The sequence below is a fragment of the Labedella gwakjiensis genome, assembly GCF_003014675.1.
Lineage (GTDB): Bacteria > Actinomycetota > Actinomycetes > Actinomycetales > Microbacteriaceae > Labedella > Labedella gwakjiensis.
Genome location: NZ_PYAU01000001.1, coordinates 2,311,880 through 2,334,262 on the forward strand (window position 1 = coordinate 2,311,880; position 22,383 = coordinate 2,334,262).

The following is a 22,383-nucleotide window of genomic DNA, read 5'->3' on the forward strand; positions in this document are numbered from 1 at the left end:
TCCGTCAACCTGAGAGCAGGGTCTCTGCGGGAACGTCCAGGGGGCGCACACGGGGCACGGAGGAACGCGATTCCAGCCAGGGAGAGGACTCAGACGCGGGCGAGGAGGGACGCGAATGGGCCGTCAGCCTCGGCGAGGTCGCGGGGTGCTCCGCGTTCCACGACACGACCGCGGTCGAGCACGAGCACCTCGTCGGTGCCGAGCACCTGGTCGACCCGGTGCGTGACCTCGATGATCGTGCGTCGCCCGCCCGCCCATTCTGCGAGCCGTTCACGGACGGTCGCCTCGGTCGCGGGGTCGAGGGCTCCCGTCGACTCGTCGAGCACGAGGACGTCGGGATCCGTCACGAGGGCGCGAGCGAGGGCGAGCCGCTGCAGCTGACCACCGGAGAGGCGCGCGCCGCGCTCGCGCACGGGCGTGTCGAGCCCCTCGGGAAGGCTCGCGACGAATTCGTCGAGTGCGGCCGTTCGGAGCGCTGAGGCGATGTCCTCGTCGCTCGCGTCGGGCGCACCGAGTAGCACGTTGTCGCGCAGGGAGCGACCGAAGACGAAGGGGCGCTGGTTCACGATCGCCACGCGACCGCGGAGGTCCGAGAGGGGGATCTCGCGCACGTTCTCCCCGTGGAGGAGGACGGTGCCGGACGCCGAGTCCCACGTGCGGGCGAGGAGCGCGGTGAGGGTGGACTTGCCGCTTCCCGACACACCCACGACGGCGACGTGCGATCCGGGTGCGACGGACCAGGTCACGTCGGTCACAGCCGGGCGAGGCGCACCGGGGTAGGAGAAGGAGACCGCGTCGAACCGCACCGCATCCGCGCTGCCGACGGTCGTGCGGGGTGTCGCCGTGGCGACGTCCGTCACGACGGGCTCGCGTTCGAGCACCTCGAAGAGTCGCGCGGCGCTCGCGAACGAGGCGTCGAGGTCGGCGACGAAACCGTCGACGGCACGCGTGGGGCCGGCGATCCCGATGAGCACGGCGATCGCGAGAGCGACGTCGACGGCGTCGGACGACCCCTCGGCCGCGCGCGAGGCGCCCACGACGAGCACTGCGACGATGCCGCCGAACTGCACGGCCTGTACGAGGGCAGCGCGCACGCCGGCCACGCCGCTCACACGGGCGGCGGCACGTCCGGACGCTCGCCCGAGCTGGTCGAGCTCCGCGAGCCGAGCGCCCCGGTGGTCGAAGCCGAGGATCTCCCGCACGCCGGCGACGGAGTCGGAGACGTGACCGGCGATCCGTCCGGAGACCTCCCCGCGTCGGCGGGTGGCGCGCCACGTGAGCCCGCCGGAGAGGAACGGGACGACGGCCACGACGAGCACAGGAACGGGCAGCATCACGAGGGCGAGCATCGGGTCCACCGCGATCGCGGTCCAGAGCAGCGCGACGACGGGCACGACCACCGCCGAGACCGCCGGGGGCACCGTGTGGGCGAAGAACACCTCGACGCGGTCGATGTCGCGCGTAGCCCGAGCGCTCAGGTCACCGCTCGAAGCTCCATCGGTCGCCGCCGGCGCCTGCGGCGCCAGCCGCGCGAAGAACAGCCGACGCAGGGAGGCGAGCGCAGCGAATGCGACGTAGTGCCCCGAGTACTGCTCGAGATACCGCAGCACCGCTTTCACGAGGGCGAGCACGACGAGCCAGACGACCGTCGGGCCGAGGACGTCTCCGTTCCCCGTCGACAGGGCCCGCACGACGCCGTCGACGGCGACGACGAGAAGGGCCACCCCCACGAGCTGACCGATCACGCGGAGCACGATCGCGAGACCGAGGGGCCGCAGCAGTTCACGCGTGTGGGTCAGGAGCCAGCGGGAGAGCCCGAGGCGGCCGGGGGTCGCGGTCATGATGCTCCTCCCAACTCGATCACGCGGTCGACGTCGCGGATGGCGCTCGAGCGGTGGGCGATCGTCAGCACGGTGCGATCGCGGGACAACGTCCGGAGTGCGTCGACGATAAGGGCCTCCGATTCCAGGTCGACCTGTGAGGTCGGTTCGTCGAGCACGAGGATCGGCGCATCCCGGAGCAGCGCGCGCGCGATCGCGATCCGCTGCACCTGACCGCCCGAGAGGGACAGCCCACGCTCACCGACAGGGGTGTCGAGTCCGGCGGGCATCCGGGCGACGTCGGCGGAGAGTCCCGCGGCGTCGATCGCGTCGCGCAACTCGGCGTCGCTCGCGTCGGCGCGGGCGACCCGGAGGTTCTGGGCGATCGTCCCGGAGAAGAGGACCGTCTGCTGGTCAACGACGGTCACGAGCGAGCGGACGGCCTCGCCCGACGCCTCCCGCGTGTCCAGATTGCCCACGAACACGGCGCCGGACTCGGGAAGCAGGTGCCGACCGAGGAGCGCGACGATCGTCGACTTGCCCACGCCGCTCGGACCCACGAGTGCCACGTGCTCGCCCGGCTCGATGCGGGCGGACAGTCCGCGCAGCACCGGGCGACCCGGCTCGTATCCGGCCGTCACGCTGTGGAGCTCGATCGCGAGGGCGCCGTGGCCACCGCGGCCGGGACGAGCGGCAACCCCGCGACCCGCCGGCACCGTGGGCTTCTCGGCGAGCACCGCGGACAGTCCGCGTTCCGCCGCCCGACCGGTGGCGCCGATGTAGAAGAACTGCCCCACGACGTCCGCCGGGCCGGTGAGGAGGGTGGAGAGGAGAACGACCGACACGGCCTGGCCGAACGTCAGCGTTCCGTCGAGCGAGCGCACGATCGCGAGGGTCGCCGCGAGGGCGAGAGTACCGAGGGAGAACGCGGCGTCCACGACGAGGATGAGGAGCTGGTTGGCGGCGAGCAGCCGCATCACCTGGCGCCGGTTGTCCTCGCCGCGCGCGGCCAGATCCTGCGCCGTACGATTCTCTGCCCGGTGCAGGACCAGGGTCGAGAGCCCCTGGACAGCCTCCAGGAAAGCGGCGGACAGCATTCCGGCGCTGCGTCGGTACGACCCGCTCACCTTCCGGAATGCGCGCTGGAATCCTCCGACGACGAGGGGGATGACGGGGATCGCGATGGCGAGCCAGAGCGCGGACACGGGGTCGATCGCGATGCCGATCACGAGGATGACGAGCACGGGTCCGGCCATCGTCGCTGCGATGGGGCCGACGAATCCGGCGCGGTACCCGGCTGCTTTCTCCACGTCTGTCGTCGCCGCGGACACGAGGCGACCGGCGGCCGCGTCGGAGCGTCGGGCGACGCCGAGGTCGATGACGTGTCCGAGGACCATTCCGCGAAGGCGGCGCTCGGTCACACCGACGCTCCGGGCCGTGACCTGCGAGGAGATGATCCCGCACACCACCGCGACCACGGGCAGGGCGCAGAGCAGGAGGAGGTCGGTGCTGCCCGCCGTCTCGCCGTCCGCGATGAGGTCGAGGAACCGGCCGACGAGCACGAAGAACACGGAGAGTGACGCGGCCGAGACGAGACCGAGGACGAGGGGAACGACGATCGCGCTCCGCGGCGTCGCCCGCACGACACGGGGATCGAGGGGGGTGTCCGGCGCGGGGTGGCCGGGCCGGCCACCGCCGGGACGTCCGCCGGGATGCCCGCCCGCGTGCCCGCCGTTGGGAGGTCCGCCCGGGCGACCGCCTGGGGTCGCCGGGCGCGCTGGACGACCGGTCGACGCTTGGCTCATGTCTCCATCATCTCCCGGAAGAGGATCCGTCCCGTCCGGTTGCGGACGGCCGTCCGATCTGCACGATCCGTCCGACGGTCTGCCGTGGCACGCTTCGACAGGCTCAGCGACCGTGTGGGTGCATTCTCGAGCGGCCCCGCCGCGGTGCCTCTCCGCTCCCCGAGCTCGTCGGAGGGCGGCGAGCGCCTCCACATCGCACCGCTACTCAGGGGAGCGGTTCGAGGGTGCTCTCCGATTGCCCGTCGAACGTCACCGTGTACGTGATGGACGGATCGAGGCCCTCCGGGTCGTCGATCTCGAACGTCGTCGCCGACATGTCGGCCGTGCACACGTCCCCACCGGTACTCGCGAGCACGACGTCCACCGTGCCCGGCTCGGTCACGTCGAGAGCGGCGGGAGCGGACGGGCACGACGAACTGCCGAACGTCACGACGGCCAGGGTCTCACCCGAGAGCCACACGGCGCGCGGGGAGAAATCCGGATCGGGAAGCGCCGAGGGTTCGAGATCCTCGGGGGCGACCGTCTCTGGAGACGGCTCGATCCCTGTGGGCTCGATGTCCGTGGGCTCGAGCGAAACGAGGGGCGGATCCGCCGTCGGAGGGGTCGTCGCGACCGTCGGGGACCAGTCCATCCCCTCGGGCAGTCCGCTGTAGCTCCGCGACGCGATCCCGATGTCCCGGACACCGGGCGCGCCGGAGCACCCGGACATGACCACGATCACGAAGGTAGCGGCAGCGACCGACCGCAGGGCCGGCCGTCCCCGTCCCCGCATCGCCCTAGACGGCCTGCAGGGCCCGGATCGCGGAGGTGAAGAAAGTGAGACCGTCGACACCCGAACGCATCGCATCGGACGTGTCGGGGCCGAATCCCAGCTCCGTGGCGTGCTCGGGGTGGGGCATGAGCCCCACGACGTTGCCGCGCTCGTTGGTGACGCCGGCGATGTCGCGGAGGGAGCCGTTGGGGTTGCCCTCGAGGTAGCGGAAGGCCACGCGACCCTCGCCCTCGATGCGGTCGAGCTCGTCGTTCGAGGCGATGAAGCCGCCCTCGCCGTTCTTCAGCGGGATGACGATCTCCTGGCCGGAGGCGAACTCGTTCGTCCACGCCGTGTCGGTCTGCTCGACGCGCAGCTTCTGATCGCGACGCACGAAGGTCCCGACGTCGTTGCGGATCAGGCCGCCGGGCAGCAGATGCGCCTCGGTGAGCATCTGGAAGCCGTTGCAGATGCCGAGGACCGGCATGCCCTTCGACGCCGCGTCGACGACCTCCGCCATGATCGGCGCGTGGGCGGCGATGGCGCCGGCGCGCAGGTAGTCGCCGTAGCTGAACCCGCCGGGAAGGACGAGCGCGTCGACCCCGTCGAGGTCGTGGGAGCCGTGCCAGAGCGCGACGGGCTCGGCGTCCGCGAGGCGGATGGCGCGCAACGCGTCCCGGTCGTCGAGCGACCCGGGGAAGGTGACGACGCCGATCCTCACAGAGCGACCGGTTCGCCGTCGACGCTCACGCCGATGACGTCCTCGATGACCGAGTTCGACAGCAGATCGACGGCGATGCCGCGCACCGCCTCGAGGGTCGCGTCGTCGACGGGACCGGCGGTCGTGAGCTCGAACCGCTTCCCGACACGCACGCCCGTGATGTCGTTGTTTCCGAGCCGGGCGAGAGCACCCGCGACGGCCTTGCCTTGGGGGTCGAGCAACTCGGCCTTCGGCATGACCTCGACGACGATCGTGGGCACCGGTGAACTCCCTGAAGTGTGGGGGACGGGAACGCTGCCATCCTACCGGGTCGGCGCCGACCGTTCCGATGCGCCGGTCGTCCGGGGGGCTCGGCGTCGCCGCCACACGTTCACCGTCCGTCCACCGGTGGTCAACCGTCCGTTGGGGACCGCTCACTAGCGTGATCGCTGGCCGGTTCGCGCCGGACGCCATTCGGTGACGACGACGAGCCGACCATCACTCTCAGGGGGAACGATGCGTGCGACACGTCATCCGACCGCCCGGACCGCGCCAGGGGACGCTCCCGCCAGACGCGACGTCATCATCCGGCCGGCTCCCATCGCGATGGTGTGGCAGGGGCTCGGGGTCCCGCACGCGGCCATCGCCGTGCCCGGAGTGTCGCTGGGTGCAGGGGACGCGCTCGTCGCCGTGGAATTGACGACCATCTGCCCGTCGGACGCCGCCGCCGTCGGCACCGGCATCGGGGTGGTCGCGCCTCTCGTCCTCGGCCACGAGCAGGTGGGGCGAGTCGTCGCCGTCGGTCCCGACGCCGCCACGAGCGACGGAACGCGTCTCGTCGTCGGAATGCGGATCGTCTGGTCCCGTCGCATCGGCTGCGGGGAGTGCGATGCGTGCCTCGGCGGTTCGACGAGCGACTGCGTCGACGCGCGGGAGTACGGGGCGGACCGCCTCCGGCGCGGTTGGGAGCTGAGCGGGGGCTTCGCCTCGCACGTCCTCGTCCGGGCGGGGACGACGATCCTCACCGTTCCCGAGATCGTGCCGGCATCCGTGCTCGCGCCCCTGTCGTGCGCCACGGCGCTCGCCGTCGCCGCCGTGGAGCGGGTCGCACAACAGGTCGAGGTGGACGGTGAGACCGTCCTCGTGTCGGGAGCAGATCTGGTCGGTCTCACGGCGGTCGCGATGCTCGCAGACGAGGGGGCGCGCGTCATCGTGGTCGAACCCGATGCGACGCGCCGCTCCCGTGCGCTCGATTTCGGAGCCCTCAGGGTCGCGGCGGACCCGTCCGACGTGGTCCGGCTCATCAGGTCGGAGCGCGCGGCCGGTGCGGAGGGTCGTGGAGCGGGTAGGGCCCTGCGCCGACCGGTCGCCATGCTCGGCTCCGCCCCGCTCGCGCCGGACTCCGTCGACGCATCGTGGGGGAGCGGCGACGGCCCGTTCGGTGCGGTGGCCGTCGTCGTCGGTCTGCGGGACGGGTCGACCTCCCCGCCGGGTGCCGACACCGCCGGAGAGAGCGGCGCCGACCGAGCTTCTCGTGGTCCCTGGCCGGAGAGCGCGATTCTCACGATCCTGCGGAGGACGGAACCGCGACACCTCCTGGCCGCCGTGGACTTCGCGTCGAACGCGTGGTTCCGCTATCCGTTCGCCGATCTGGTGGGGCGACGCTTCCCGCTCGAGAAGATCGATGACGCCCTCAGCGCGGCCGCCGAGGCCTCGGTCTTGCGGGTCGCGGTCGATCCCGGTCTCCGCTGATCGACGCGTCATCCTTCGGCGTCGGAGTCGCGTGATACCCCGCAAATGGGGGTCGGATCGGAAAAAAGCCCGACCGGGACCCCTTATAGACTTGTATCCACTCCGGGAAAGTGGAGTTTCAGCCCACACGGGCGAGAGGAGACCGGTACCACGTGCCCAAGAGGCGTGACGCAGTTCAAAACCACGAGAAACTCTTGGCCGCAGCACGTGTGGTCATCGCGGAGCGCGGGATCGACGCTCCCCTGGAGGAGATCGCCCGCCGAGCGGATGTCGGGATCGCGACCCTGTATCGGAACTTCGCGAGCCGGGACGAGCTCGTCCAGGCGCTCTTCGAGCGGTCGATGGACGAGGTCGACGCGCTGGTCTCGGAGATCGGCGGCGACGAGTCCGCCTGGGATTCGGTCGTCAACTTCATGGACCGGCTCGGCATGTGGCTCCTCGCCGATCCGGCCATGCCCACGATCGTGACGCGCATCGGCATCATCGACCCGGAGCGACGCCCGGCGATGCGCTTCACGGGTGCGATGACCGGGATCGTCGAACAGGCGAAGGCCGACGGCGACCTCCGCGACGACGTGACCTCGATCGACATCGTGCTCCTCGCGACGATGCTCGGGTCGATCGGTCGCTACGGCAGCGAGTACGTCGCGCAGTGGCGTCGTCAGCTCGACATCGTCCTCGACGGCCTGCGGCCGGAGGGGGCGCCGCGCCGCCCGCTCGCCGCCGGCCCGGTCGACCTCGACAGCTACCACCGCATGCTGCGCCGGAGCCCCGCCTCCTCCTGATCCTGCGATCGTCGAGCGCGCGACCGCCCGGTCTCTGAGACTGTCTCGGGCCCTCGATCGCGACTCGATCCGGACGGGCTCCGGTCCTTTTCCGGATACCGTCCGAATGTCAGTGGTGTCGTGTTCACTGGACACATGAACCCCACCGCGACGGCCACCGACATGGGCACGGACGAGGTGATCGCAGCCGCGATCGCGCTCCTTGAGTCCGTCGTCCACGCGGGTGCCCCCGGCCGGCTGTCCGGCGAGCGGTTCCTGTCGCGTGTGCCCCGGGTCGAGCGTCTCGGTCGGCTCGTCGACAGTCTTCGGGTGTCCCACGCGGCGGATGCGGCGGAGCGCATGATGAGCCCCGTCGACTCCTTGGGCGCGGCGGGATACGCCACGGCGCAGCACGCCATCGCGCAGCTGACCGGTGTCTCCGAGGCGGAGGCGGCCCGCCGTATCCGCTTGGGGCAGCGCATCGCCTCCGGTGTATCGATGACGGGCGCCCCTGTCGCGCCGCGCTTCCCGTCGGTGGCTTCCGCGGTCGGGGACGGTCATCTCGGGCTGGAGGCCGCCGAGATCATCACTCGCCAACTCGACACCGTCGCGTGTCGTGTCGACCGTGGCGTCCTCCACGAGGCGGAGGCTGGCCTCGTCGAGCTCGCGTCGGGGACCGACGTCCGTGCCCCGACGGCGGCCGACCTCGTGAAGGATCAGGCCGCGGTCTTCATACTGGCCATCGATCCCGACGGTGCGGAACCCTCCGAGAGCTACGCCCGGAGGGCTCGCAGCCTCACGTTCGGCCGCGCCACGCCCGAGGGAATGATCCCCGTGAAGGGCCTCCTCGCGGCAGACGTGGGCGTTCAGTTCGAGCGACTGGTCAGCGCTCACGTTCGCCGGGTGTCGTTCGTCGACCCCGTCGCCGACGAGCAGGTCGCGGCGGAGGACCGCAGCCCCGCGCAGCGTCGACACGACACCCTCGCCGACATTCTCAGCGCCGCGTCCCGGGTGGCTGACGCCCCCGAGATCGCGGGCTCGGCGCCCGCTGTCACGGTCACCGTCACCCATGAGGCGCTCGTCACGGGCGATGGCATGGGTTTCCTCGACGGCCACGTCACTCCTGTCTCCATCGACACGGTCGACCGGCTGATCGATTCCCGGGGGATGCAGGTGGTCACGATGAACGCGGCGGGTCGAGTGCTCTCGCTCGGTTCGACGCAACGGTGCTTCACGCCGTCCCAGCGGCGTGCGATCGCCGCGCGCGACGGCGGCTGCATCATCCCCGGCTGCACGACCCCGGCGGGGTGGTGCGAGGTGCATCACGTGATCCCGTGGCGCTCCGGAGGTCCTACCCACACCGACAACGGTGTGCTGCTCTGTTGGGGTCATCATCAACGGATCGACCGGGGCCCCTGGCGGTTGTCGATGCCGGACGGCGTCCCACATGTGAGAGGACCGGGGATTCCCGAATGGACACCCGCGGGACGCTCCCGCGTCAGGACGGCGTTTCCCCGTACAGGATGATGCGAGTCCTGTGGAGAACATCGTGTCCGCGGAATGTGGATGCCCGCTGTGCGGTATTCGTCCGCTCCTCTAGGGTCGTCGCCATGGGGGAACCACGAAGAACGACCCGTTTCGGCGCGCTCGCAGCGCTGTGCATCATGGGTGTCCTGATCGCGACCGGCTGTGCCTCGAGCGAAGCGCCGCCGCCGACGGCCTCGTCGAGCCCGACCGCTGAGAAGTCGGATGCGGCCGTGCTCGCTGCGGTGCTCGACGTCTACACCCGGTACAGCGCTGCGCTCGATGCGATCCTCGCCCGAGGCGACGGCGACTACTCGCAACTCGAACCGCTCACCACACCCGAGTTCTTTGACAGTTTCACGTCGGCGGATGACGAATTCAGTCGCGGCGAGTGGAAAACGACCGGTTCGACGTCATTCGACTCCGAGGAATTGGTGTCGTCGTCTTCTTCATCAGTGGCGGTGGTGCTGTGCCGTGACGTCTCTCGCGTGCGGGTAGTGACGGTCGATGGTGTCGATGTCACCCCGGCCGATCGGTCAGAACGTTTCGCGGTGAAGGTCACGTTCACGAGCGACGACTCTGGTTATCTCGTCGACAGTTCCGAGCGGACTGCAGAGGATGCATTGTGCGGCTGATCGCGGTCGTGCTTCTCATGCTGCTGGTATCAGGGGTCTCGCCCGCGCGCGCTCAGGGCGCATGCTCACCGGGTAAGCAGGAGGCTGGACTCTGCGTCGCCGGGGGCGTGAATGGTTCGTCCATCGACATCAGCGGAACGGAGAATTCGCCAGACTCAGGCGAACCCGCCGGTAGCGCCGGTGCCGGTGAAACCGGTGGCCCCGGCCTCGTGCCGGGTTCGAGCTCGCCGAGTCCCGACGGTTCGGGGCTCGGGGGGAACCCGCGGCGCATCATCGACGACCTCGACCCGTGTCCGGAGTGCGCGGTGGAGCAGGGGCCGGCCGCCCCGCTCACGCTTCAGGATCTGGCGTCGTTCGCGCCGAGCGCGTCGGCGATCCGTATGGAGCCCGACGGGTGGATGCTGCGGGGGCTGCCGGCCAACTTCATCGCCGACGCCACGGAGCAGACCGTGGGAGGCTCGCTCCTCGGTCGTCCGATCGACGTCCGGTTCGCTCCCGCTTCCTACACGTGGACATGGGGGGACGGTCACGCTGACACGTTCTCGCAGTCCGGCCGCACCTGGTCCGATCTCGGCCTCCCGCGGTTCTCGGAGACCGCGACGTCGCACACCTACACGGAGCGCGGCACGGTGACGGTCGGGCTGAGCGTCGCCCACTCCGTCGCGTATCGTCTCGGCGATGGCGAATGGGTCACCGTCGACGGTACGGTCGCCGCGACCGTCGACCTCGACGCGTACGTTGGCACCGCTCGCACCGTGCTGGTGCCCGCCGATTGCGTCGCGGATCCTTCAGCGGATGGCTGCTGACGGCGGAGCTGCTGGCGGCGAGGCGCCGGTGGCACGGCCTCGCCGCGGGTTCAGGCGGTGGTGGTGATCCGTTCGAGCAGTTCCCGGTAGCGTGCGGCCGTGCGTTCGACGATCTCATCCGGCAACTCGGGCGGAGTCCCCGTCTTGTCCCAGTTCGCGGCGAGCCAGTCGCGCACGATCTGCTTGTCGAAGCTCGCCATGCGCTCGGTGGGAGAGCCGCCGTCGTGCCACGCCCTGGCGTCCCAGTACCGTGACGAGTCCGACGTGAGCACCTCGTCGGCGAGGACGATCTCGCCCGACGCGGCGTCGCGCCCGAACTCGAACTTCGTGTCGGCGAGGATCACTCCGTGCGACTCCGAAATCGCGGCGGCCCTGGCATAGATCGACAGCGACATCGAGCGGAGCGCGTCGGCGTCATCGGCTCCGACGATCTCGACCACGCGCTCGAACGTGATGTTCTCGTCGTGGTCCCCCAACTCGGCCTTGAACGCCGGAGTGAAGAGCGGCTCGGGAAGGCGATCCCCGTTCGAGAGTCCCGAGGGCAACGGAATGCCACAGACCGTGCCGCTCTCCTGATATTCGAGCCAACCGGTACCGGTGATGTACCCGCGGACGACGCACTCGATGGGGAACATGTCGAGGGCGCGGACGAGCATCGCCCGCCCGGCGACCTCGGGGGGCACGAGTGCGCGCGCCTCGTCCGTGCCGGTCCCGAGAAGCGCGTGTGAGGCGTGCAGGTGGTTCGGCACGTCGTCCAGGGTGTCGAACCACCACAGGCTGAGCGTCGTGAGCAGCTCTCCTTTCCCCGGGATCCCGGGGGAGAGGACGTAGTCGAATGCGCTCACCCTGTCGCTCGCGACCACGAGCATCGTCCCCTCCGGTGCTGGCGAGTCGGTCGACGCCGGGGTGGGGCGGTACAGGTCGCGCACCTTGCCCGAGTACACGTGCGTCCAGCCGGGGATGTCGAGGGGAGTCGAGGTCACCAGCCCATTATCTCGGACGTCTCCCGGCCCCGTCACCCGGCGTCGCGCACGGCCGCTCGTGTCGCTCCGACGCCCGCCTCATCGGTTCCGATCACAGAATCACCCCCCAACTGGGGGCGCGCACGGGTTGGTCCTGGGGGGCGGGTGATGCGATTCTCAAGAGGACTACCTGAGGATCCATCATCTTCTCAGCGACCTCGGCCGCAACGGGCCGGTGGCGCTGACCCCCCGATCACGTGTGGAGCGCCTGTGCCCGAACGAACCGATACCCTGCCCGAGCCCTCTCGTCGCCGCTCCCGCCGAACGGTGAGCGCTGCGGCCCTCGCACTCGGGTCGGCTCTCGCCGTGCTCGTCGGCGCGCTCGTCCCGGTCGGCGGAGCCCTCGCGGATTCGGCCCCCGCCGATCCGTCATCCGCTCTCAGCCCGGCGACGGTCACCGCCGACGCCCTCCCCACCCCGCAGATCGACGGCGTCGTCTGGGATCAGGTCGTGGTCGGCAACACGGTGTTCGTCGGCGGCGAGTTCACGACGGCGCGCCCCGACGGTGCCGCTGAGGGCGTCAACACCGTCGCGAGAGGCAACTTCCTCGCCTACGACCTCACGACGGGCGCTCTTCGCACCGACATCGCTCCGATGTTCAACGCTCAGATCCGGAGCATCGCGGTCTCGCCTGATGGGACGCGGCTGTACGTCGGCGGCTCCTTCACCAAGGTCGGGGATTCCACCCGCTACCGGGTCGCGGCCTTCGATCTCCCGTCCATGACGCTCGTGTCGAACTGGGCGCCCACGGTGAACGCCACCGTCGAGGCCGTCGCGGCCACCGACTCGACCGTCTACATCACGGGTGTGTTCACCTCCGTGCAGAAGAACGAGCGCTCGAAGGGCGCCGCGCTGTCGCGTGAGAAGGCCGCGATCCAGCCATGGGCCCCGGTCATCGCCGGCGGAACGGCACGTGCGATCGCGATCTCCCCCGACGAGTCGAAGATCGTCGTCGGCGGCAGCTTCACGACCCTCAACGGATCGAACAACCCGGGCCTCGGCATGGGCGCCGTGACAGCGGACACCGGTACGTCCCTGCCGTGGAAGGTCAACTCGACCATCCGCAACGGCGGGACGAAGTCGTCGATCTTCGACCTCTCCTCCGACGGCGACAGCGTCTACGGCGTCGGCTACCAGCACAGTCAGGGAGGCCAGGCCGTCGAGGGAACGTTCCGTGCGAGCTGGGCGGACGGAACGCTCGAGTGGCTCGCCGATTGCCACGGCGACTCCTACTCGGTCGAGGCCGCAGGCGACGTCATCTACACGGCAGGCCACGCTCACGCGTGCGACAACACCGGCGGCTTCCCGAACGACACCGAGGCCTACCACCGCGCTGTCGCTTTCACGAAGCAGGCCTCCGGCACCACCGTGTTCAACCAGCCGCCCGCCGGCTGGACGTACGGCAACTTCTCCGGCACCCCGGCCACCAAGATCCTCAACTGGTTCCCCGACCTCAACACGGGCACGTACACGGGATCGACGCAGGGGCCGTGGGACGTCACGGTCGCCGGCGACTACGTCCTGTACGGCGGCGAGTTCACGAAGGTGAACGGTCGCGGCCAGCAGGGGCTCGTCCGGTTCGCGACCTCCGACAAGGCTCCGAACGCGCGTGGACCGGTCCTGCAGGCCGACGCGATGACCCCGACGGTCACGGCTTTCGGCGGCGGCGCCGCCAAGATCACGTTCGCGGCGAACTTCGACGACGACAACGAGAACCTCACGTACAAGGTGGTCCGCAACGGCAACACCGCGAACCCCGTCTACGTGAACACTGTCGCGTCGACGTTCTGGAACCGTGCGAACATCACGTTCGTCGATGAGGGTCTGACACCCGGAGCGACCTACACGTATCGCGTGCGGACGGAGGATCCCTTCGGCAACGCGACATGGGGCACGAGTGTGACCTTGACGGCGACGGACGGTGCTGAGGCTCGCGTCACCGACTACGACAAGGCGATCCTCGCCGAGCTGCCGACCCACTACTGGCCGCTGAACGAGGCGTCGGGCGCCACGGCGGACGATTGGACAGGCGGGGCGACCCAGACGTTCTCGGGCGCGAGCGTGGTGCGTGGAGCGGCGGGTGCGGAGACCGACGGTTCCGGTGCGGCCGTGCGAATCGGCGGGGACGCACGGACCACGTCGACGGGCATCTCGAAGCTGCCGAACACCTTCAGCCTCGAAGCATGGTTCTCGACCACGTCGACCACGGGTGGGCTCCTCATCGGGGCGTCCAACGAGAACGGTGGCAACCGCGACCGTCTCCTCTACATGGGCAACGACGGACGTCTCCACTTCGGTGTGTACCCGGGCTCCGTGCGCATGGTCGACTCCGATGCGAGCTACAACGACGGTGCGTGGCACCACGTCGTCGCGACCCTCGGCCAGTCGGGTATGCAGCTGTACGTCGACGGAGCGCTCGTCGACTCGCGCACCGACACGGTGTCGGCTCAGGACTACTCCGGCTACTGGGCTCTGGGCGGCTACTCGCTCTCCGGGTGGCCGGACCGACCGTCGACCGACTACTTCACCGGTTCGATCGACAACGTCGCGACCTACTCCACCCAGCTCACCGCCTCGCAAGTGTCGGCCCACGACGCGGCGATCGGTGGTGTGACCGAGCCCGAGCCCGAGCCTGAGCCCGAGCCCGCGAACGTCGCTCCGGTCGCGTCGTTCTCCTCCGACGCCACGGATCTCACGGTGTCGGTCGATGCCGGAGCGTCCTCCGACGCCGATGGGACGATCACCGGCTACGCGTGGTCGTTCGGCGACGGAGGGACGGGCACCGGCGTCACCGCAGAGCACACCTACGCCGACGCCGGCACCTACACCGTGGGTCTCACGGTGACCGATGACGACGGAGCCACACACTCGACCTCGTCGAGTGTGACGGTGGTCGCCCCCGCCCCCGAGGAGCCGGCCGTGCAGGCCATCGCCGCCGACGACTTCGCGCGGACGACGGCGAGCGGCTGGGGTTCGGCGACGACGGGCGGCTCCTGGGCGGCCTCCGGCAGCTCTGGTGGTCTGAGCGTCGGAAACGGCGTCGGCGTCATCGCGTCGAACGCCGGCCAGACGCGGCTCGCCGTCCTCCCCTCGGTGGCCGCCGGGTCGTCGGTGTCCCGGGTCTCGTTCGTGATCGACAAGGCGCCGACGGGAGGTGGCCAGTTCGTCTCGGTCGTGGCTCGACAGGTCGGCACTGAGCGTTACGTCGCCCGCGTCTGGGCTCAGGCGAACGGAGTGCTCCAGGTCCAGGTGCAGCGCAACGGCAGCACGCTCGCCCTTCGCAACCTCACGGGAGTCGCGTACGCCAGTGGTGACACCGTCGACGTGTCCGTCGCCGTCGACACCGTGAACGGTGTGACGACCCTCTCGGCGAAGGCCTGGGTCACGCCGTCCGGAGCGGCCTCGGCGACGCCGGAGCCCACCGATTGGCAGGTCACGGCGACGGATTCGACAGCGAGCCTGCAGGGGACCGGCTCGACCGGTCTCGGCTTCTACCTGTCGGGATCGGCGACGAGCCCCACGAACGTGGCGTTCCGCGGTTACTCGGTGACGCCGCTCGGCTGATCCCTCGGATCGAAGGGCCCCTCCGCCGATGGTGGAGGGGCCCTTTCGGGTCTCGCGGTATGCGCCGGCGCGGTTCGCGGCCGTTCTTGTGAATCACGTGTGAAAGACGGCGCGACGGGTTCCGGACGCCGTCCGGGTTCTGACACGCTGTCTGACACAAAGATGTATGCGCATACAGACACTCGTGTCCGCATGCACGGGTCCGAACAAGGGAGTTCCCATGGCTCAATCACGCACATCCGCGCCACTCCGCGGCGCACTCGCTGTCGGCCTGTCCGCCCTCCTCATCGTGCCGGCCGGTACCGCGGCCTGGGCGGGAGGGCAGGGGCCGGGCGGAGGGGACGGACCCGGCGGGGGATCGCACGGCGACGGCCTCTCCCGGACGCAGGAGCGCACGCTGCTGCGCTACGCCGATGACACCTGGACGTCCATGGCTGCGATGACGGACGAGGAGACGGGGCTCGTCGCCGATCAGATCGACGCGGATCTCGCGACGCCGAGCGACTACACCTCGCCCACGAACATCGGAGGCTACCTCTGGTCGGCGGTCGTGGCCCGCGACCTCGGAATCATCTCGAAGAAGGAGGCGCGTCAGCGCATCGGGACGACGCTCGAGACCCTCTCGGAGCTCGAGCGCCACGAGCCGAGCGGGATGTTCTACAACTGGTACTCACCCGAGACGGGCGAGAAGCTCACGACGTGGCCGGACAGCGGAGACGTCGTCCATCCCTTCCTCTCGACGGTCGACAACGGGTGGCTCGCCGCCGCGCTGAGGGTCGTCTCCGAGGCGGATCCGAAGCTCCACAAGCAGGCAGACGCGCTCTACGACTCGATGGACTTCGGCTGGTTCCACGACACGGAAGCGGCCGACGGCGCGGGCCTCAACCGCGGCGGGTTCTGGGTGGACCAGCCCGGCGATACGTGCACGGTCCCGGGGAACTACGGCGACGACTCCGCCGGTGCTCCCGACGTGCTCTACACGTGCCACTGGTACGACACGACCGTGAGCGAGGCGCGCATCGCGACCTACCTCGGCATCGCGAACGGGCAGATCCCGCCGGAGGCGTACTACGGCACCCTGCGCACGATGCCCGACGAGGGGTGCGACTTCGCGTGGCAGGAGCAGAAGCCGGAGGGTGTCACCCGCGAGTACTCGGGAGTCAGCGTCTTCGAGGGCACATACGAGTACGGCGACATGCGTCTCGTGCCCGCCTGGGGCGGCAGCATGTTCGAGGCGCTCATGCCCGACCTGTTCGTGCCGGAAGCCGACTGGGGACCCCGCTCCTGGGGGGTCAATCACCCCGCGACGGTCGCGGCCCAGGAGTACCACGGCCTCGAGGAGGCCGACTACGGGTACTGGGGCTTCAGCCCCTCGAGCGATCCGTTCGGCGGATACCGCGAGTACGGTGTCGAAGGTCTCGGCATCAGCTCGGACGGGTACGCGAGCGACGAGCCGGCGACGGACGTCGACCGTGGATACGAGGGATGCCGCGAAGGCACGAACCCGGACCCCCAGTTCGGTGAGGGCGTCGTGACCCCGCACGCCTCCTTCCTCGCGCTCCCGTACGACACGGACGGCGTGCTCGACAACCTCGCCGGGATCGAGAACGACCTCGGAGCCTATGGTGACGGCGGCTTCTTCGACGCGGTCTCGACCGATTCGGGCACGGCTGCTGAGCGCTATCTGAGTCTCGATCAGTCGATGATCATGGCGGCCATCGGGAACGCCATCGACGACGACTCCCTGAAGGACTACTTCGTCGACCGCTCGTTCGAGAAGGCCGTCAAGCCGCTCGTCGCGGCTCAGATCTTCGGATCGACCATGCCCCGCTGACGGATCCCGTCGTCGTGACGTCCCCCACCCCCTCGCCTGAGTTATCCCCAGGTTGGGGGGATGGGGGACGTCGCATGTCCGCTTTGTGGTCCACTCGATGAGGCGGCGGGCGGTCGCCGGGCTGGAAGGACGGGAATGGGACGACGAGTCGCGGTTCGAGGCAAGCAGTCCCGGAGGAGAACCGCCAGGGTCCCGCTCCTCGCCGTCATCGCCGGAGGCGTCGTCCTCTCCCTCGGCGTCGCGGCATGCGCTGCGACGACGCGCTCGCATCGAGGAGTGAACGGCGCCGATTCGTCGGCCCTGTCCACGTCGGCGCCCCTGTCCTTCTCGCCGGAGCCCCCGCGCGCGCGAGACGCGCCGTCGGAGACCCTCACGCCGGCACCTCCTGCGTCCGCGGATCCCGTGCCGTCCGGGTCCGATCCATCCGAGCCCGTGTCGCCGGAACCGGGGTCCTCCGAGCCTGTGTCGCCGGAACCGGAGTCCTCCGAGCCTGCGTCCTCCGATCGGGCAGCCGATGGAAGGACGCCGTCGGGCGAACCGGGCGATTCGTCCGACGAGTCCGATCCGGCTGTCCTCACCACGGAGGATGAGCGCACGCTGCGGCTCTACTTCGAGGACACCTGGTCGTCCATGGACGCCATGCTCGTGGCGGAGACCGGGCTCGTGGCCGACCACATCGGAACCGATCTGCGCACGCCGGCGCCGTACACGTCTCCTACCAACATCGGCGGGTATCTCTGGTCGGTGGTCGCCGCCCGGGACCTGGGTGTCATCACGGCCGACGACGCCACAGCGCGGTTCCGCGCGACCCTGTCAACTCTGTCGACCCTGGAGCGCCACGGACCGAGTGGCATGTTCTACAACTGGTACTCGCCTCAGACGGGGGCGAAGCTCACGGTGTGGCCGGACGACGACGAGACGATCACGCCGTTCCTCTCCTCAGTCGACAGCGGCTGGCTCGCCGCAGCGCTCCGTATCGTCGCCGCCGCCGACCCCGCCGTTGCCCACGACGCGATCGCGCTCTCGACGTCGATGGACTTCTCCTGGTTCCTCGACGAGGACGCCGCCGGCGGTGCCGGGCTCACACGGGTGGGGTTCTGGGAGCAGCGTCCCGGCGACGAGTGTTCGGAGATCGACGGCGAGGTGTTCTCCACCTGCTCCTCGTACAACACGATCGCGACGGAGGCCCGCATCGTCGCCTACGTCGGGATCGCGAACGGACAGATCCCCGAGACCACGTATGTCGCCCCCTCCCGCACCGGCCCCGTCGCGGTGTCGGGCGCCGGGTGGATGAAGGCGTCGAGTGGCACAACGCGAGACTACGACGGCGTCTCGGTGCTCGAGTCGACATATACGTACGACGGCATGAGCGTCGTCCCCTCGTGGGGTGGCAGCATGTTCGAGGAGCTCATGCCGGATCTCTTCGTGCCAGAGGAGGAGTGGGGTTCGCGCTCCTGGGCCCTCAATCATGCAGCCTTGGTCTCCGCGCAGAAGAGCCAGGCCGTCGGCGGGGCGGGGGAGGGCTACTGGGGCTTCAGCCCGGCAGCCGATCCGGCGGGCGGGTACGGCGAATTCGGGGTGGACGGTCTCAGCATCCGTTCGACCCTCGCGGCCGCGGGTCTCACCGGGTCAGCGGCAGGCTCGACCGACCCTCGCCGCCCCGGTACCCCGGAGCGGGGCGGATCATCGACGACGTCGGATCGAGTCGTCACACCACACGCCTCGTTCCTCGCCCTCCCGTACGACGCGCGCGGCGCTCTCGACAACCTCGAGCGCCTGGCGAACGACTTCGACATGTACGGCGCCGGCGGATTCGCCGATGCCGTCGACGTGGACAGCGGGCGTGTCGCGCAGACCTATCTGAGCCTCGACCAGTCCATGATCATCGCCGCCATCGGGAACGCGCTGGGTGATGATCTGCTCAAGGGATACTTCGTGGACGATGCGTTCGAGGAGCAGGTCCGCCCGCTCGTGGAACAGCAGGTCTTCGGCACAACGCTCGGTTGACGCCCTCCTGCGCGACGGGAGTGACGCGTCGTCAGTCCGCGACGCGTGCCGCGATGTCGCTGCGGTGGTGGGAGCCTTCGAGACCGATCGCGGAGATCGCGGTGTAGGCGCGCGCCCTCGCCTCGGTGAAGTCGGACCCGACGGCGACCACGCTGAGCACTCGTCCTCCCGTCGCGACGAGCTCGCCGTCCCGCACGGCGGTGGCGGCGTGCGCGACGTGGACCCCGTCCACGGCGTCGGCGGCGTCGACGCCGCTGATCACACGACCCGTCACGGGGGCGGCCGGGTAGTTCTCGCTTGCGAGAACGACGGTCACCGCGACGGTGTCCGTGAATCGGGGCGGTTCGACGCGATCGAGCGTTCCCGTCGCCGCCGCGAACAGCAGCTCCGACAGCGGAGTGGCGAGGCGAGGCAGCACGACCTGCGTCTCGGGGTCACCGAAGCGCGCGTTGAATTCGATGACGCGGATCCCCCGGTCGGAGTCGCCCTCCCGCTTCGACGTGAGGATGAGCCCGGCGTAGAGCAAGCCGACGAAAGGCGTCTGCTCCTCCGCGAGCCGGCGGATGACGGGGCGGGCGACCGTCTCGGTGACCTCGGCGACGAAGTCGGCCTCGGAGTCGAAAGCCCCGTCGAGCCAGGGGAGGGGAGAATAGGCGCCCATGCCTCCGGTGTTCGGACCGGTGTCGCCGTCTCCTGCGCGCTTGAAGTCCTGGGCGGGGGAGAGCGGGACCACGGTGTGGCCGTCGCTCACGAAGAAGAGGGAGACCTCCTGCCCGTCGAGGAACTCCTCCACCAGGACGCTCCCGGAGCCGAGGAAGGCGTGGGCGTGGGCGACCGCGGCGTCGCGATCCGACGTGACGATGACTCCCTTGCCGGCGGCGAGCCCATCGGCCTTCACCACGTACGGAGCCCCGAACTCGTCGAGGGCCGCTTCGACCTCGGCGGACGTGCCGGCGCGCACGGCGCGGCCCGTCGGCACGCCGGCTTCCTCCATCACGTGCTTCGCGAACGACTTCGATCCTTCGAGCGCGGCCGCCGCGCGGCCCGGACCGAACACGGGGATGCCCTGCTCGCGGAGCTCGTCGGCGACACCCGCGACGAGCGGCGCCTCCGGCCCGATGATCACGAGGTCGATACCGTGCGCGATCGCGTGGTTCGCCACCGCGACGGGATCGTTGGCATCGAGGTCGACGGTGCCGACGGCGCGACCGATCCCGGCGTTGCCGGGTGCCGCAGTGATCTCGTGTTGCTCGCCCTCCGACAGGAGCGAGAGGACGATGGCGTGCTCGCGGGCGCCGGAGCCGAGGACGAGGATCTTCACGGCCACTAGCCTATTGGTCATGGCACGAGCACGGATTCCCGACGGTGAGGGTCGTCGCGCCGTCGCCGACGCTCGCGGAGGCGACGCCGCGAAACCCGTCGTCGCGACCGCGGTGCGGTACACGCTGCAGCACCTCGGCGAGGTCGCGCCCGGACACACGGTGGAGGTCCGCGTTCCCCCGTACGCCGCGATCCAGTGCATCGAGGGACCTCGCCACACCCGGGGGACGCCGCCGAACGTGGTCGAGACCGACGCGCGCACGTGGCTCGCCCTCGCGAGCGGGGAACTGACGTGGGCCGACGCTCTCTCCTCCGGCACGGTGCACGCCTCGGGCTCTCGGGCGGACCTCACCGAGGTCCTTCCCCTCCGGTTCCCCGGCGGTCCGACTCGCTGAACCGGGTGCGCCGCGGGCCAGCCGCCGACCCGTCGCCGCAAAGAGGCGAGGTGGGGGAGAATGGGACGGTGACCTCCGACCAGCCCTCTCCCGTCGACCCGCAGGAACCGGCGCCCTCACGGGAGCGGGTCATCGTGCACCGCGCGCCGAAGATCTGGGGCTTCCTCGGGCTCGGCGCCATCCTCGGTGTGGTCGCGACCCTCGTGCTGACGCTGCTCTTCCGCCCCGCCGACGGTGCTGCCACGGTGACGGAGGACGGCACGGAGTTCGGCCTCTCGCAGGTCTTCGGTTTCCTGCTCGTCTGCCTCATCCCCCTCGGCGCGGCGCTCGGCGCCGTCGTCGCGATCGTTCTCGATCGGGTGCTGTCACGACGAGCCGTCGAGGTCGACGTCGAACGGATCGATGTCGCCACGCCGTCCGACACGTCGGACCCGACCGAGATTCCCTCCTCGACAGAAGCCCCCGAACCCACAGCTCCGCCCACGACACCGAACGAGGACACGGCCAGATCATGAGCTCAGCAGACACCTACCGCGACGCCGGAGTCGACACCGCGGCGGGAGACCGCGCCGTCGACCTCATGAAGGCCGCCGTCTCCGCGACGCACGGCCCGGAGGTCCTCGGCGGTGTCGGCGGCTTCGCCGGGCTCTTCGATGCCTCGGCCCTGACTCGGTACCGATCGCCGCTCCTCGCGACGTCGACTGACGGTGTCGGCACGAAGATCGCCCTCGCGCAGGCCGTCGACCGGCACGACACGATCGGGCAGGACCTCGTCGGCATGGTGGTCGACGACATCGTCGTGGTCGGCGCCAAGCCGCTCTTCATGACGGACTACATCGCGTGCGGCCGCGTCGTGCCCGAGCGGATCGCGTCCATCGTCACCGGCATCGCTCGCGCGTGCGAGGCCACGGGCACGGCCCTCGTCGGCGGGGAGACAGCCGAGCACCCCGGCCTCATGCAGCCGGACGACTACGACGTGGCCGGTGCGGCGACGGGCGTGGTCGAGGCTGACGCCGTGCTCGGCGCCGAGCGGGTACGCGACGGCGACGTCGTGCTGGCGCTCGAATCGTCCGGTCTCCACTCGAACGGCTTCTCCCTCGTGCGGCACATCCTCGCCTCGCGCGGAATCGGGCTCACGGAGCACTCGGACGACCTCGGTGGGGTCGTCGCCGAGGTTCTCCTCGAACCCACCCGCCTCTACACGGCACCACTGCTCGCCGTCCTCGGGGACGAGCGCACCTCCGGTGCCGTGCACTCGCTCTCCCACGTCACGGGCGGCGGGATCGCCGCCAACCTCGCCCGCGTCCTGCCGCGCGGATCGTGGGTGGAGGTGGACCGCTCCACGTGGTCGCCCGCACTGGTGTTCCGTGCGCTCAGCGGCCTCGCCGGCACGAGCCTCGAGAGCTCCGAGGGCACGTGGAATCTCGGCATCGGATTCTTCGCCGTCGTGGACGCCGCCTCCGCCGGTGCCGTCGCGGATCTCCTCACCGCCGGTGGCATCCCCACGTGGCCGGTCGGCACCGTCTCGACGACGCAGCGCGACCTCGCCGGGTTCGAGCAGGGTGCGAAGGGCGTCGACGGCGGAGCGGTGCGACTCGTCGGAGCCTACGCGGACTGATCCGTTCAGCCGGGCTCGTCGAGAGCACCATCGGAGGACCCGGACCTCGCGCGGTATGCGAGACTA

Annotated in this window: 18 protein-coding genes; 11 read left to right on the top strand and 7 right to left on the bottom strand. The window is 70.1% G+C overall.

From position 1 onward, the window contains the following. Positions 1 to 89: 89 nt before the first annotated feature. The 5 genes from CLV49_RS10965 to purS form a co-directional block, all read right to left on the bottom strand. Positions 90 to 1,841, bottom strand: a complete 1,752-nt coding sequence (locus CLV49_RS10965) for an ABC transporter ATP-binding protein (RefSeq protein WP_106563577.1) — start codon at positions 1,839 to 1,841, stop codon at positions 90 to 92. Continuing rightward, positions 1,838 to 3,625 carry an ABC transporter ATP-binding protein/permease gene (locus CLV49_RS10970; protein WP_127054321.1) on the bottom strand — a complete coding sequence of 596 codons (1,788 nt, stop codon included), beginning with the start codon at positions 3,623 to 3,625 and terminating at the stop codon, positions 1,838 to 1,840. The genes CLV49_RS10965 and CLV49_RS10970 overlap by 4 nt, the downstream gene beginning before the upstream one ends. Positions 3,626 to 3,830: 205 nt before the next feature. Further along, entirely contained in the window at positions 3,831 to 4,346 is a 516-nt protein-coding gene (locus CLV49_RS10980) for a hypothetical protein (RefSeq protein ID WP_146145359.1), read from the bottom strand. 55 nt (positions 4,347 to 4,401) lie between these two features. Further along, complete coding sequence (purQ, locus tag CLV49_RS10985; RefSeq protein WP_106563581.1) at positions 4,402 to 5,097, bottom strand: phosphoribosylformylglycinamidine synthase subunit PurQ; 696 nt, start codon at positions 5,095 to 5,097, stop codon at positions 4,402 to 4,404. Beyond that, on the bottom strand, positions 5,094 to 5,357 hold the full coding sequence (gene purS, locus CLV49_RS10990) for a phosphoribosylformylglycinamidine synthase subunit PurS (protein ID WP_106563582.1): 264 nt from the start codon (positions 5,355 to 5,357) through the stop codon (positions 5,094 to 5,096). The genes purQ and purS overlap by 4 nt, the downstream gene beginning before the upstream one ends. A 235-nt stretch (positions 5,358 to 5,592) precedes the next feature. Here purS and CLV49_RS10995 point away from each other — a divergent pair, with 235 nt between their 5' ends. From CLV49_RS10995 to CLV49_RS18185, 5 genes are all read left to right on the top strand, one after another. Further along, on the top strand, positions 5,593 to 6,828 hold the full coding sequence (locus tag CLV49_RS10995; RefSeq protein ID WP_106563583.1) for an alcohol dehydrogenase catalytic domain-containing protein: 1,236 nt from the start codon (positions 5,593 to 5,595) through the stop codon (positions 6,826 to 6,828). Between the two features lie 194 nt (positions 6,829 to 7,022). Then, positions 7,023 to 7,613 (top strand): TetR/AcrR family transcriptional regulator, encoded by a 591-nt coding sequence (locus CLV49_RS11000; RefSeq protein WP_158261957.1) that lies wholly within the window; start codon positions 7,023 to 7,025, stop codon positions 7,611 to 7,613. Between the two features lie 135 nt (positions 7,614 to 7,748). Next, positions 7,749 to 9,119, top strand: coding sequence for an HNH endonuclease signature motif containing protein (locus CLV49_RS11005; protein WP_106563585.1), 1,371 nt, complete (start codon positions 7,749 to 7,751; stop codon positions 9,117 to 9,119). Positions 9,120 to 9,202: 83 nt separating this feature from the next. Further along, on the top strand, positions 9,203 to 9,751 hold the full coding sequence (locus CLV49_RS11010; protein WP_127054317.1) for a hypothetical protein: 549 nt from the start codon (positions 9,203 to 9,205) through the stop codon (positions 9,749 to 9,751). 305 nt (positions 9,752 to 10,056) lie between these two features. Then, positions 10,057 to 10,557, top strand: coding sequence for a hypothetical protein (locus CLV49_RS18185; RefSeq protein WP_127054315.1), 501 nt, complete (start codon positions 10,057 to 10,059; stop codon positions 10,555 to 10,557). Between the two features lie 50 nt (positions 10,558 to 10,607). On the opposite strand, the gene CLV49_RS11020 is transcribed toward CLV49_RS18185, so the two are convergent. Next, positions 10,608 to 11,540 carry a phosphoribosylaminoimidazolesuccinocarboxamide synthase gene (locus tag CLV49_RS11020; RefSeq protein WP_106563588.1) on the bottom strand — a complete coding sequence of 311 codons (933 nt, stop codon included), beginning with the start codon at positions 11,538 to 11,540 and terminating at the stop codon, positions 10,608 to 10,610. Positions 11,541 to 11,789: 249 nt separating this feature from the next. Here CLV49_RS11020 and CLV49_RS11025 point away from each other — a divergent pair, with 249 nt between their 5' ends. The 3 genes from CLV49_RS11025 (at position 11,790) to CLV49_RS11035 (ending at position 18,984) form a co-directional block, all read left to right on the top strand. Next, a complete protein-coding gene (locus CLV49_RS11025; RefSeq protein WP_158261958.1) occupies positions 11,790 to 15,143 on the top strand; it encodes a LamG-like jellyroll fold domain-containing protein in 3,354 nt (1,117 codons plus the stop codon). Between the two features lie 220 nt (positions 15,144 to 15,363). Beyond that, a complete protein-coding gene (locus CLV49_RS11030) occupies positions 15,364 to 16,977 on the top strand; it encodes a glucoamylase family protein (protein ID WP_106563590.1) in 1,614 nt (537 codons plus the stop codon). Positions 16,978 to 17,112: 135 nt separating this feature from the next. Then, positions 17,113 to 18,984, top strand: coding sequence for a glucoamylase family protein (locus tag CLV49_RS11035; protein WP_243696607.1), 1,872 nt, complete (start codon positions 17,113 to 17,115; stop codon positions 18,982 to 18,984). A gap of 31 nt (positions 18,985 to 19,015) precedes the next feature. Here the strand turns inward: CLV49_RS11035 and purD are convergent, their stop codons facing one another. After that, complete coding sequence (gene purD, locus CLV49_RS11040) at positions 19,016 to 20,305, bottom strand: phosphoribosylamine--glycine ligase (protein ID WP_106565036.1); 1,290 nt, start codon at positions 20,303 to 20,305, stop codon at positions 19,016 to 19,018. A 19-nt stretch (positions 20,306 to 20,324) separates the two neighbouring features. Here purD and CLV49_RS11045 point away from each other — a divergent pair, with 19 nt between their 5' ends. The 3 genes from CLV49_RS11045 to purM all read left to right on the top strand — a co-directional run bounded on the left by CLV49_RS11045 (position 20,325) and on the right by purM (position 22,317). After that, a complete protein-coding gene (locus tag CLV49_RS11045; RefSeq protein WP_106563591.1) occupies positions 20,325 to 20,699 on the top strand; it encodes a sterol carrier family protein in 375 nt (124 codons plus the stop codon). Positions 20,700 to 20,767: 68 nt separating this feature from the next. After that, positions 20,768 to 21,214 (top strand): DUF1206 domain-containing protein, encoded by a 447-nt coding sequence (locus CLV49_RS11050; protein WP_127054313.1) that lies wholly within the window; start codon positions 20,768 to 20,770, stop codon positions 21,212 to 21,214. After that, complete coding sequence (gene purM, locus CLV49_RS11055) at positions 21,211 to 22,317, top strand: phosphoribosylformylglycinamidine cyclo-ligase (RefSeq protein ID WP_106563593.1); 1,107 nt, start codon at positions 21,211 to 21,213, stop codon at positions 22,315 to 22,317. Before CLV49_RS11050 ends, purM begins: the two co-directional genes overlap by 4 nt. Positions 22,318 to 22,383 lie beyond the last annotated feature (66 nt).